The 12,484-nt window shown below is 72.9% G+C and carries 5 protein-coding genes and 2 pseudogenes; 2 read left to right on the plus strand and 5 right to left on the minus strand.

What is annotated here, in order from left to right; all coding sequences use genetic code 11:
- Positions 1-6: 6 nt before the first annotated feature.
- The 5 genes and pseudogenes from ACOBQU_RS10125 to ACOBQU_RS10145 form a co-directional block, all read right to left on the minus strand.
- A complete protein-coding gene (locus tag ACOBQU_RS10125; RefSeq protein ID WP_423625946.1) occupies positions 7-1,977 on the minus strand; it encodes an ATP-dependent DNA helicase in 1,971 nt (656 codons plus the stop codon).
- A 40-nt stretch (positions 1,978-2,017) separates the two neighbouring features.
- A pseudogene (locus ACOBQU_RS10130) lies at positions 2,018-3,874 on the minus strand (IucA/IucC family protein); the annotation flags it as partial.
- A 213-nt stretch (positions 3,875-4,087) separates the two neighbouring features.
- A complete protein-coding gene (locus ACOBQU_RS10135; RefSeq protein WP_423634380.1) occupies positions 4,088-4,861 on the minus strand; it encodes a GNAT family N-acetyltransferase in 774 nt (257 codons plus the stop codon).
- A 175-nt stretch (positions 4,862-5,036) separates the two neighbouring features.
- Complete coding sequence (locus tag ACOBQU_RS10140) at positions 5,037-7,247, minus strand: IucA/IucC family protein (RefSeq protein WP_423625948.1); 2,211 nt, start codon at positions 7,245-7,247, stop codon at positions 5,037-5,039.
- A gap of 267 nt (positions 7,248-7,514) precedes the next feature.
- Positions 7,515-9,118, minus strand: a pseudogene (locus tag ACOBQU_RS10145) (diaminobutyrate--2-oxoglutarate transaminase family protein); the annotation flags it as partial.
- A 407-nt stretch (positions 9,119-9,525) separates the two neighbouring features.
- Between ACOBQU_RS10145 and ACOBQU_RS10150 the strand changes: the two are divergent.
- Both ACOBQU_RS10150 and ACOBQU_RS10155 read left to right on the plus strand, forming a co-directional pair.
- A complete protein-coding gene (locus tag ACOBQU_RS10150) occupies positions 9,526-10,689 on the plus strand; it encodes a trypsin-like serine peptidase (RefSeq protein WP_423625950.1) in 1,164 nt (387 codons plus the stop codon).
- Positions 10,690-10,956: 267 nt separating this feature from the next.
- Positions 10,957-12,165, plus strand: coding sequence for a trypsin-like serine peptidase (locus ACOBQU_RS10155; RefSeq protein ID WP_423625952.1), 1,209 nt, complete (start codon positions 10,957-10,959; stop codon positions 12,163-12,165).
- Positions 12,166-12,484 lie beyond the last annotated feature (319 nt).

A 12,484-nucleotide genomic window follows, 5' to 3' on the forward strand; every position in this document is an offset into this window, starting at 1 on the left:
GCGTCGCTACTCGCCCTTCTCCCGCGCCGCCGCGTCGATCGCGGCCAGCGAGCGGCGCACCTGGTTGCGGTCCGTCGTGTACCAGAAGTCCGGCAGCGACGCCCGCAGATAGCTGCCGTACCGAGCGGTGGCCAGGCGCGGATCCAGGACGGCCACCACACCGCGGTCTCCCGAGGCACGCACCAGACGCCCCGCGCCCTGCGCCATGAGAAGCGCCGCATGCGTCGCCGCGACCGCCATGAAGCCATTGCCCCCGGCCTCGTCCACGGCCTTCTGGCGGGCGCTCATCAGCGGGTCGTCGGGGCGCGGGAACGGGATCTTGTCCATGATCACCAGCTGGCAGCTGGCACCCGGCACGTCCACGCCCTGCCACAGCGACAGCGTGCCGAACAGACACGTCTGCGGGTCGGCCGCGAAACCCTTGATCAACTCGCCCAGGGTCTCCTCGCCCTGGAGCAGGATCGGCATGTCCAGCCTGCCCCGCAGCTCCTCCGCCGCGGACTGCGCCGCCCGCATCGAGGAGAACAGGCCGAGCGTGCGCCCGCCCGCCGCCTCGATCAGCTCGGCCAACTCGTCCAGCATGTCACCGCGCGTGCCCTCGCGGGCCGGGCGGGCCAGGTGCTGCGCGACGTACAGGATCCCCTGCTTGCGGTAGTCGAACGGGGAGCCGACGTCGATGCCCTTCCAGGCCGGGCTGTCCTCGGACTGCGTGCCCTCCGGAGCGAGGCCGAGGGACGCCCCCACCCCGTTGAAGTCGCCGCCCAGCTTCAGCGTCGCGGACGTGAGGACCACGGAGCGGTCCGTGAAGAGCTTCTCGCGCAGCAGCCCTGACACGGACATGGGAGCCACCCGCAAGGAGGCGCCGAAGCGGTCATGGCGCTCGTACCAGACGACGTCGTACTCGGAGCCGTTCGTGATGCGCTCCGCCACGTCGTGGATCGTCTCCACGGACGCCAGGGCCTGCTTGCGGACGGCGTCCTCGTCCTGGACCGACTTGTCGCGGGTGGAGCCGAGCGCCGTGATCACCGTCCGGGCGGCGTCACGCAGCGCCATCAACGCGTACCCCAGGTCCTCCGGGATCTCCTCCAGGCGGCCGGGCAGGGCCAGCTCCATCAGCCGCTCGAAGCCCTCGGCGGCGGTCTGGAGCTGGTCCGCGGCCTTCTCGTTGACCAGCTTCGCCGCACGGCGCACCGCGCGGTTGACCTGCCCAGGCGTGAGCTCGCCCGTGGCGACGCCGGTGACGCGGGAGACCAGCTCGTGCGCCTCGTCCACGATCAGCACCTCGTGCTGCGGCAGGACCGGGGCGCCCTCGATGGCGTCGATCGCGAGCAGCGCGTGGTTGGTGACTACCACTTCGGAGAGCTTGGCGCGCTCGCGGGCCGCCTCCGCGAAGCACTCCTGCCCGTACGCGCACCGCGTGGCCCCCAGGCACTCCCTGGACGAGACGGACACCTGGGCCCAGGCCCGGTCGGAGACCCCTGGAGTGAGGTCGTCGCGGTCACCGGTCTCCGTCTCGTCCGCCCAGTCCCGCAGGCGCAGCAGGTCCCGGCCGAGCTTGCTGGTGGGCGCGGCCGCCTCGAACTGGTCGAAGAGGCCCTCCTCCTCGTCCTGCGGCACCCCTTCGTGCAGGCGGTGCAGGCACAGGTAGTTCGACCGGCCCTTGAGCATGGCGAACTCGGGGCGGCGGCGCAGCAGCGGATGCAGCGCGTCCACCGTGCGCGGCAGGTCCCGCTCCACGAGCTGCCGCTGGAGCGCGAGGGTGGCCGTCGCCACCACCACGCGCTCCCCGTGCGCCAGCGCGGGCACCAGGTACCCGAGGGACTTGCCCGTGCCGGTGCCTGCCTGGACCAGCAGGTGGGAACCGTCGTCGATCGCCTCGGCGACGGTCTCGGCCATGGTCACCTGACCAGGGCGCTCCGTGCCGCCGACGGCGGTGACGGCGGCGTGCAGGAGCTCGGGAAGAGAGGGCTTCGTCATAGGCCGACCAGCCTACGGTGCGCCACTGACAACGCCACGATCAAGGCTCGTGGAGGGGGTTGGGCACCGTGCCGTGCACGGCGGCGTGCGGGCGCTCGGGCCGGTCGCGGTAGCCGTCGAGGTGGAGCCGGTTGCGGTTGAGGCACAGTCGGTCGATCCGCGGTGTGAGCAGGTCGAACATCTCGTACCGCTCCTTGAGCTCTGGAGCGCGGGCCTGGTGGCGCAGGATCTCGGCGCGTACCAGCGACCAGAAGTCCGGCTCCGGGACGCCGAGCTGCTCCTCGCACAGCGGCGCCAGGTAGCGGAAGACGCCGACGAACAGCCCCGCGTGGATGAACTGCGTGAGGAAGGCCGGTGGCTCGGTGAGCAGGACGGCGCGCACGTCGTCGGGCATGTCGGCGTGCTCCGGAACCGGCTCGGCGCTCACGTTGACGTCGTCGACGAAGTCCTTCACCGCGAGCCGCGTGGGCACGTCCTTCTCGTCGAAGACGACGATGGCGTTCTCTCCGTGGGGCGAGAACACGGTGCCGTACCGGTACAGGAACTGCAGGAGCGGCGGCAGCAGCGCCGCGAACAGGTGACTCAGCCACACGGTGGGCGGCAGCCCCGAGCGGCTGATCAGCTCGGCGACGAGCGCCCTCCCCTGGGGGTCGGTGTGCAGCAGACACGCGAGCGTACGGGCGCGCTCCCCCGGCGCGAGGTAGCGCTTGAGCGGCTCGCGCCAGATGGCGCCCAACAACTCCTTGTACTGATAGGGAACTTCCGGAAGCGCGTCGTACACGGGGTGCTCCACGGCGACGGAGGCGACCTCTCCTAGGAGGATCACCCGGCACTCGTCGCGCAGGAAGGGGTCTCCGTCGCGCACCGTGTGCACCCAGGAGGTGACGGAGGGCGCGGCGAGCGTGCGCTCCGTGGGCAGGCCGCGCCACACCAGGGTGTTGAGGACCGACAGCGGGAGCTTGATCGTGTGCCGCTCGGGGCGGGTGGTGTTCAGGAAGGTGCGGATGGACTGCTGCGGGAGGCGCTGGTCGCCGTCGCTGGGCAGCGGAACGATCTGTCCGGCCGCTACGGAGGGGGCGAACAGCGGCAGCACGACGTCGTCCCACTGCCAGGGGTGCACGGGAAGGTAGAGGTACTCCCCGGGGTCGAGGCCCCGTGAGCGGAGGACGGCGGCGTAGGTCTCCCGGGTGGCGGGGTCGAGTTCGCGGGCGTAGAGCCGGTCGGGGCCGTCCAGGCCGGGCACGCCCCGGTAGGTGGCGAGGCTCGCGTGGACGGCGATCCAGGGGATGGCGGAGCTGACGCGGGCCTCGGGCGCCCAGCGCTGCGCGTCGGTCGCGGAGAATCCGATGCGCCCTTTGTTGAGGACGAGCCAGGGGTGGCCGGTCTGGTGCCCTTCGAGTTCCGCGTAGTCGAGGTCGGCGAGTTGGGCGGCGGTGCGGGCGGTGTGGTCGAGGCGGGCGTCGGCGCTGAGGGTGACGGTCAGCTCACGGATGAGGTGGCCGAGCGTGGCGCCGTCCAGGCCCAGGGTCCGGCGGGCGGCCGTCAGGAACCACAGCGGGTCGGTCGCGGGCAGCGCACCGGCGCCGTCGGTGAGCGCGAGGCTGGCCGGGTCCACGCGCCAGCCGCCGTACGCGCCGCGGCGTGCGCGGAAGAGCAGACAGGGGCGGGCCCGCTCGCTCTCGGCGGAGGCCTCGGGCTCCCCGTCGGCGCAATCGCGTTCCCCCTCGGCGGGGGCGGCTGGCTCTCCCCGCCGGGGGCGTCGAGGAGCAGGCGATAGCTGCCGGTGCCGCCGTACGCGCCATCCTCGGTCGGCCCGGTGGGGATGGGCTCGACGATCTCCTCGTACGCGAACTCGCTGACGATCTTGGCGAGGAGGCGCCGCCCGGCCTGCTCCCAGCGGTCCTGGGTCAGCTCGGGCGGGTCGAAGAGCGCGGTGGGGTCGTGGGGCACCGGTGTGCGGGCCGGTTTGTGCGCGCTGCGGGTCGGCTGCTGGTCGTCGGGATTCGGCACGGGGACTCCTCGGTGAGGGAACCGGATCGGGTCGAGCGGTGTAACAGAGTCGAGCGGTGCAACAGAGGTGAGTGGTCAGTGCGCGGGCCGGTCGGGCGGGTCAGAGGACGGCTCGCAGGGCTCGGTCACGGATCATGAGCGCCGCTCGCTTGTCGGGCAGGTCGACTTCCGCGGCGAAGCGGAAGCCGGCGCTGAGGAACGCGGAGACGGAGGGGGTGTTGCGCAGGTCTGGTTCGGCGACGACGCGTGCGCAGGAGGGGCGGTGGTCGAGGACAAGATCGGCGACGGCTCGCAGCAGGGTGGTGCCGATTCCCCGGCCGCGGTCGGCGACACCGCCAATGAGGAGGTGAAGTCCGGTGTCGTGGGGGCGTACGGGGTAGTGGCGCGCCAGGGGGTCGAGGTCGGCGCGGTAGATCTCCCAGTAGCTCATGGGGGTGCCGTCGAGGACGCCGAGGCAGGGCACGCTGCGGCCGTCTCCGTCGAGTTGCGGCCGCAGGTGGGCCTCTGTGACGGAGGTGGGCCCCGCCAGTTCCCAGAACGCGGCCACGGCCGGGTCGTTCATCCACCGGCTGATGAGCGGCAGGTCGCGTTCGAGGCGGACGGGGACCAGGCGGAAGGTGCCCGCTTCGGTTGCGGCCGGGCGCCAGGCGGCCACGTGGTCGAGCAGGTCGCGGGGAGCGCCCCGTGCCGTGCCCCCTGGCCTGACGGCTGCCGTTCCTGCCATGCCTGCCGCGCCTGCCGTGCCCGCGCGGCCGCTCGGCGTCGCGGGCAGGTCGCCGTTGCCGTCGGGTGCCGAGGAGGGGGGTGTTCGCCGCGCTCGGCGATCAGGGCGAGGAGGTCGTCGGGCAGCCGCAGGTCCAGGGTGTCTTCGCAGTCCGGGGTGCGCGCGGTGGCGGGCTCGGTTCCGGCGTCGGTGCTCGCGTCGGTGGGAGGCACGGCGTCGCTCCTCTCGGCAGGGGGCGGGTTCAGTGGAGGCGGGGCACGGTCCTCGGGAAGGGGGCAGGCGGGGACAAGGGGCATGGCGGTGAGGGGAGTTCACCGCCGGGGGTTCATTCGTGGAGGGGGTTGGCGATGGTGACGTAGACGGACTGGGTGTCGACCGGGCCGACGAGTTCGTCGAGGCCGTGCAGCCGGGTCAGCAGGTTGGCCTTGCAGCGCAGCACCGGCGAGTCGAGCAGCCGGGAGGGCAGGGGGGTGCGCAGCGCTCTGGGGCCTGACGCGGCGTCGGCGAGGAAGCGGCGGAAGGCCGCCAGCAACAGCCTCTCGTCGGCGAGGCGTTGGGCTCCGAAGGCTCCGATGAGCCCGAGCACGTTGTTGATGCCGAGGTAGTAGGCGAAGCGCTCGTCGGTGACCGCGTCGGAGACGAAGGTGTCGCTGTGCTGCCCGATGCCGGGGAGACGCTTGTCGAGTTCGGCGCGGCGGGACTCGCGGAAGTAGTAGCCCTGGTTGTCGCGGTAGCGTCCGCCCTTCGGCCAGCCGTCGGGGTCGAGCAGCAGCACGGTGTTCTGCTGGTGTGCCTCCAGGGCGACGCCCGCCTCGCTGTCAAGCCAGAGCACGGGGCGTACGACGCTTTCGAGGTAGCGCAGGAACCACTCGGCGGCGACGGCTCCGCGTGGGCGGCCGGTGCGACCGGCGAGCCGAATGACGATCTCGGCGAGCCGTGAGCGCATCGGCGGACGGTCCTGACCGATGGGCCGCACGGCGGGCTTGGGCGAGACGAGGCCCGCGATGCAGGTGGCGTCGTCGACGGGGCTGAAGGGGTTGTGCCGGATCATGACGTCGAGCCCGGTGACGGGGACGCCGTCGGCGCCGGTGACGGCGAACCAGGCGGGGTCGCGGACCACGTCGAAGGTGCGGTGCGCCGCCTGCCACTGTTCGGCGAGCCCGCTGCGCAGCAGTCGGTGGACCTCGACGCCGCGGTGGAGCTCCTTGCGGAGGTTCTCCCGGCGGGAGTTGGTGATGCGCAGGCCGAGCGACAGCTTCAGCATGGCGGGGGCACCCGAGCGGTAGAGGGTGCGTACGGAGGAGGTGGGGCACCAGGGGTCGCCGTGCTGGCCGAGATCCTTGAGCAGTCCGGCGTCCAGGAGGGCCGCCGTTACGGAGCGGTGCTTCAGCTCCCGGAGCTGCCAGGGGTGTACGGGGAGCAGGGCGTGGCCGTCCGGTGCCGCCAGGTCGGGCCCGGCAAGGCGCGCGGTGAGTTGTTCCGCCGAGACCTGGCGGCCCCGTTCGGTCCAGGCGGATTCGGTGTCCAGGACGGAGCGGTCGACGGCGAGCCAGTGCAGGGGGAAGGCTCCGCGCAGTTCCGGTGAGTAGAGCCGGGCCTCGGTGTCGGAGAGTCCTTCGCGGCTCTTGGGCGTCGGGTGCAGGGGATGGCCCAGGAGCAGGGACTGTTCGGCGGCCAGGAAGAGGTCGGGGGTCTCCTTCGGATTCTCGCGGCGGTCGGCGATGAAGTCGGCGGTGCGGCGTACGGAGTCGGCGACGCGGGCGACGAGGTCGGCACCATCAGAGGGCTCGGAGGGCTCAGAGGGCTCGGAGCGGTCGGGAGTCTGGGCCGACGCTTCGGGGGCCAGTGTCACTCCGCCGGGAGGGGTGGGGGTGTCGGACGTGACGTGCGGGGCGGAGGTGCTGGAGGCGTCGGGCGCGGGCTCTGCGGACGTGTCGGGCCCCGCGGACACGTCGGACACGTCGGGCGCCTCGGGCTCCTCGGGCGCCTCCGCAGACTCGGCTCCCTCCGCCGGTTCGGGCCCCTCGGGGCGCCTGGGCGCCTTGACGTCGTGTGAGTGCGTGGCAGCCGTGGGGTCGGGTGTCGTGACTTCGGATGCTGTGGTGCGGGTCGTCTCGCGGCTCAGGAGGGCGGCGACGGTGACGGCGTCCGCTGGGGGCGCGGTCCGTGGGCCGTCCTCCAGGCGGGGCAGGCCGAAGCGGTGCCACCCGGTCGGGGAGCAGTAGAGGACGGGGACGAGGAGGGCGGTGCCGCTGGCGTCGAGGGGGATGCGGAGGGTCCCGTGGTCGGGTGGGGCGATGCCCTTCTCGCGCACCCAGCAGCGCAGCAGGTTCTCGACGGCGGCGACCTGCGCGGCGGTGTTCGGGTCGGGGTGGTCGAGGAGGTCGGGGCAGGTGGGGCGCGGGCGCTCGGCCTCCTGGCCCCGGCCTTTCTGCCGGGGGACGGTGCCGGGCTCCGGGGTCGTCGGGGGTTGTGTGCCGCAGGCGCCGGACGGGTGGGGTTGGGGACGGCCGTCGGATGCGGGGGTGGGGTTCAAGTGGGCTTCCTTGAGGTGTGTGCGGGCTCCGTGGGCGACGGGCAGGGCCGGGGAGGCAGGCGGGACATGCGCGGCGCCGCCGGGGCGGTGCGTACCCGGAGGGGTCGGTTGGGACGGGCGGGAGGTACGGGGGGGGACGGGGATGGATAGGAAAAAGTCCACAGGGGGGGCAAGGTGGCGCGGGGCAGGGGGTTACCGGTGGTGGGATCGGGTGGCCGCGGCGAGGGCGTCGGCGAGGCGGTCGAGGACCGCGGTCGCCTGTTCGTCGGTGATCGTGAGTGGAGGGAGGAGGCGGACGACGCTGGAGTGCCGTCCGCCGAGTTCGACGATGAGTCCGCGGCGCAGGCACTCGCGTTGGACGGCGGCGGCGAGTTCGGGGGCTGGTGGGCGGGGCTGGGTGCGCGGGACGCCGTACGCGTCGTCGTGGGGGTTGTCGGGCTGGTGGGGATGCGGGTGTGCGTCGGACTGGTGGCCTGGTGCGGGGTCGCGGGGGTGTGCGGTGGGCTCGGGGTGGGTGGCTCCGGTGGGCGTCGCGGGTCGGGGGGCGGGCACGGCTCGCGCCGCGTCGCCGCGCGAGCCGTTGCTTTGGGCATGGCTTCGGGGGTCGGCGCTGTCGGGTTCGTGCGTCAAGGGGTCCGGGGCGGCGTGGGGTGGCCGTTCCGGTGCGGTGGTCGTGGCCGCGTACGGAGACGGGGAGCCGTCTTGCCCCTGTTCCCCCTGTTTCGGACCCCTTGGGCGTCGTCGGGATCGACGAGTTCGATGCCGAGCATCAGTCCGCGGCCGCGGACGTCGCCGACGCAGGGGTGGTCGGCGGCGAGGGCGCGCAGGCCGGTGAGCATGCGGGCGCCGACGGCGGCGGCGCGGTCGGCGAGGCGGTGCTCGCGGACGTAGGCGAGGGTGGCGGCGCCCGCGGCCATGGCGAGCTGGTTGCCGCGGAACGTGCCCGCGTGGGCGCCGGGCGGCCAGACGTCGAGGTCGTCGCGGTAGACGACGACGGCCAGGGGGAGGCTGCCGCCGATGGCCTTGGACAGGACGAGGACGTCCGGCACCACGCCGCTGTGCTCGACCGCCCAGAAGGCACCGGTCCTGCCGACTCCGGTCTGCACCTCGTCCGCGATGAGCGGGATGCCCCGGGACGCGGTGATGTCGCGCATCCGGCGCATCCAGGCGTCGGGGGCGGGCAGGACACCGCCCTCGCCCTGTACGGGTTCGAGGATCATGCCCGCGGGGGTGGGCACGCCCGACTTGGGGTCGTCGAGGAGGGACTCGGTCCAGCGGGCCGAGAGTTCGGCGCCGTGGTCGCCGCCGACGCCGAAGGGGCAGCGGTAGTCCTGCGGATAGGGCAGGCGCGCCACCCGTACGTCCTGTGCGCCGCCGGATGCTTCGAGCGCCCCCGCGGTCATGCCGTGGTAGGCGCCCGTGAAGGCGAGCAGGCCGTCGCGCCCGGTGGCCGTGCGCACCAGCTTCAGCGCGGCCTCCACCGCGTCCGTGCCCGCGGGCCCGCAGAACTGGACGCGCGCGTGCTCGGCGAGGCCCGGCGGCAAGGTGCGGAACAGCTCGGTGGTGAAGGCGTCCTTGACGGGAGTGGCCAGGTCGAGGACGTGCAGCGGCGCCCCGGAGTCGAGGACGGCGCGGATGGCTTCCAGCACGACGGGGTGGTTGTGCCCGAGCGCGAGGGTCCCGGCGCCGGAGAGGCAGTCGAGGTAGCGCCGTCCGTCGGCGCCTTCGATCGTCATCCCGCGCGCCCGGACCGGCACGATCGGCAGGGCGCGCGCATAGGTGCGCGCGGCCGACTCGCGCGCCGACTGGCGGCGCAGGATCCCCTCGTGCGCCGCGGACACCACCGCGGGGGCAGGCTCGGTCACGGCCACGGCTTTCGGTCCTCCCGCTGGGACTGTGGCAGGACCCGCCGCATCCGGCCGGTGCGGCGGGCGAGTTGGCGCGGGGGTGAACGCGGACCGCGTATCCCCCGTACGTACCAACGACGGTGAGTGCGGGGGATCACGGGTTGCCTGAAGATCCTTGCCGTGACGGAACCGTTGCAGTCCCGTCGGCCGTCCCCGACGGCACCGGCATAGTGTGGGGGGCCGTTCATCAGCACCGAGGTGTTCAGCACCCCTGAGCACCACTGGCGTCGGCGCCGTACGAGAAGGCGTCCGACGGCGCGATGTCCGGCACTTTGGAACGATTCGAGGCCCAGGGGGATTCTCACCATGCGACCCATACGCCCGCTTTTCGCCGCTCGCCGTGGGAGGAGCGCGCGCGGTAGGACCTCCCCGTGGCGGCCGCTGTCGCGCTCGGCGCGGCCCTGGTTCTGACCGCGACGGCCTGCGGCCCCGGCGACGACGGCAAGGACGACACGTCCGCGGAGCAGCCGGGCGGCGGCGACAGCGACGGCAAGATCAAGCTTCCCGGCGACATCGAGGACCGGCTCAAGGAGCACGGCATCGATCTCGACAAGTGGAAGGACGGCGCCTGGCGGAACTGGGACAAGGACGACTGGCTGCGCGAGGCGGGCGATTTCGTCAACCCGATCATCGAGGGCCTGTGGGACCCGGACCGCATGCGGGACGCGGACAAGAACCCGGACCGCGGGGTCGACGACAACGACATCTCCGGTGACCAGGGCGTGACGGACCCGACGCCGGAGCCCGTCGAGGCCGCCGCGGTGAAGCCGCCGTACCACAGCCAGGTCCCCGCGGCCGGGAAGCTGTTCTTCGACGGGCCAGAGGGGTCGATGGTCTGCTCGGCCACGGTCGTCGAGGACCCGAAGAACCCGGGCAAGTCGAACATGGTGTGGACCGCGGGCCACTGCGTGCACGCGGGCGCCAAGGGCGGCTGGTACCGGAACATCGCTTTTGTCCCCTCGTACAACAACGGCGGGAAGGCCACCGCGGACCTCCAGGGCGCGCCGAAGGAGGAGGTCGCTCCGTACGGCGTCTGGTGGGGCGACTGGGCGCAGACCTCCGACCAGTGGATCGAGCAGGGCGGCCCGACCGGCGGCAAGGGCGCTCCGTACGACTTCGCGGTGATCCATGTGACGCCGGAGAAGGGCAGCAAGGCCAAGTCCCTCGAGGAGATCGTCGGCGCGGCGCTGCCGGTGGACTTCAACGCCCCGGCCGTGCCGCAGATCAAGGACATGACGGCGACCGGTTACCCGGCGGCGCCGCCGTTCGACGGCCAGAAGCAGTTCCAGTGCGCGGACAAGCCCGGGCGGCTGTCCCTCAACAAGCCCGACCCGACGATGTACCGCATCGGCTGCACCATGACCGGCGGTTCGTCCGGCGGTGGCTGGGTGGCCACGGGCAAGGACGGCAAGCCCGCGCTGGTGTCCAACACCTCGATCGGCCCGGTCACGGCGGGCTGGCTCGCGGGGCCGCGCCTGGGTGACGAGGCCAAGGGCGTCTACGACGCGGTCAGCGAGAAGTTCGCGGGCCGGTAGGCCGGTCGACGCGGTGATGGGCGGGCCCGCCCCCTGGTGCGGGCCCGCCCCCCGGGCACCCGGGCCCCGCTCCCCGGAGTGGCTCCGCTCCCCGAGGCGGATCCACCCCGCGCCGGGCAGCGCGAGGTCGCCGAAACCTTCACGGCCCCGCCCCTGTTCGTCCTCAACTCCACAGGCATAGTGGGATGTCACGTCGGCGGGGCGGGCTCCGCGCCCATGCCTGACACGCACATGGCAAACACACGTTCTCACGGGGGTTACAGCTCCATGCGTTCCATTCGTGCGCCCTTCGGGCGCCGCGGCGCTCGCCGTGCCGCTCTCGCCGCCACCGGGCTCACCGCGGCCCTGGCGCTCACCGCCACGGCCTGCGGGCCGAGCGACGACAAGGCGAGCGACAAGCCGGACGCCTCCGCCTCGCAGGGCGCGGACCAGGGCTCCGACTCGGGCTCCGGCCTGCCCGGCGACCTCGCCGACCGGCTCAAGGAGCACGGCATCGACCCGGACAAGTGGAAGGACGGTGCCTGGAAGGACTGGAGCAAGGACGACTGGCTGCGCGAGGCCAAGGACTTCGTCAACCCGGTCATCGAGGGCCTGTGGAAGCCCGAGCGGATGCGGAAGGCCAAGGACCCGAACAAGACGATCGCGGCGAAGGACGCGGCGGCCGACCAGGGCGCGACCGATCCGGAGCCCACTCCCGTGCGCGCGAAGCCCGAGAAGACCCCGTATCACGAGAACGCGGCGCCGGTCGGCAAGATCTTCTTCGACTCCCCCGAGGGCTCGATGGTCTGCTCGGGCACGGTCGTGAAGGACCCGCGCAACCCGGGCAAGTCGAACCTGGTGTGGACCGCGGGCCACTGTGTGCACGCCGGTTCCAAGGGCGGCTGGTACCGCAACATCACCTTCGTGCCCGCGTACAACGACCTGGGCAAGTCCGAGGCGGAGCTGAGCAACGCGGCTCCGCAGGAGATCGCCCCGTACGGCCAGTGGTGGGCGGACTGGGTGTCGACCTCCGGCGAGTGGATCGACCAGGGCGCGGCGTCGGGCGGCGCCGGTGCGCCGTACGACTACGCCGTGATGCACGTGAAGCCGCAGGAGGGCACCAAGTCGCTGGAGGAGACGGTCGGCAACGCGCTGGATGTCGACTTCTCGACTCCGTCGGCGCAGAGCGTGGGCTCGATGGGCGCCTGGGGCTACCCGGCCGCGCCGCCGTTCAACGGCCTGACCATGCACAAGTGCATCAGCAGGCCGGGGCGCCTGTCCCTTGACCCGGCGCAGCCGACGATGTACCGCATCGGCTGCACCATGACCGGCGGGTCCTCCGGTGGCGGCTGGTTCCGCGTGGTGGACGGCAAGACGAAGCTCGCCTCCAACACCTCGATCGGCCCGGCGCAGAACACCTGGCTGGCCGGTCCCCAGCTCGGCACCGGGGCGAAGCAGATCTTCGACATGATGAGCGAGAAGTACGGGGCTCAGTGATCCTCGCGGATCACTGAGGGGGCGGGCCGGGGCCGCCCCGGCGGGCGGGATCGCCCCGGCGGGCGGGATCGCCCCGGCGGGCGGGATCGCCCCGGCGGGCGGGATCGCCCCGGCGGGCGGGATCGCCCCGGCGGGCGGGATCGCCCCGGCGGGCGGGGTCGCCTCGGTGGCCCGCCGCCTGCCCTCTGGCCCCTCCGGCCACCCTCGCCCTCTCTATACGACGAAGGCCCCGCCCCCTCTTGAAGGAGGGCGGGGCCTTCACCATGTGCATGGCGTACGAGGTCCGCGGGGTGTACGGCGTCTGCGGGTGCCCCAGGCG

The sequence above is a fragment of the Streptomyces sp. G45 genome, from assembly GCF_049542095.1.
GTDB lineage: Bacteria > Actinomycetota > Actinomycetes > Streptomycetales > Streptomycetaceae > Streptomyces.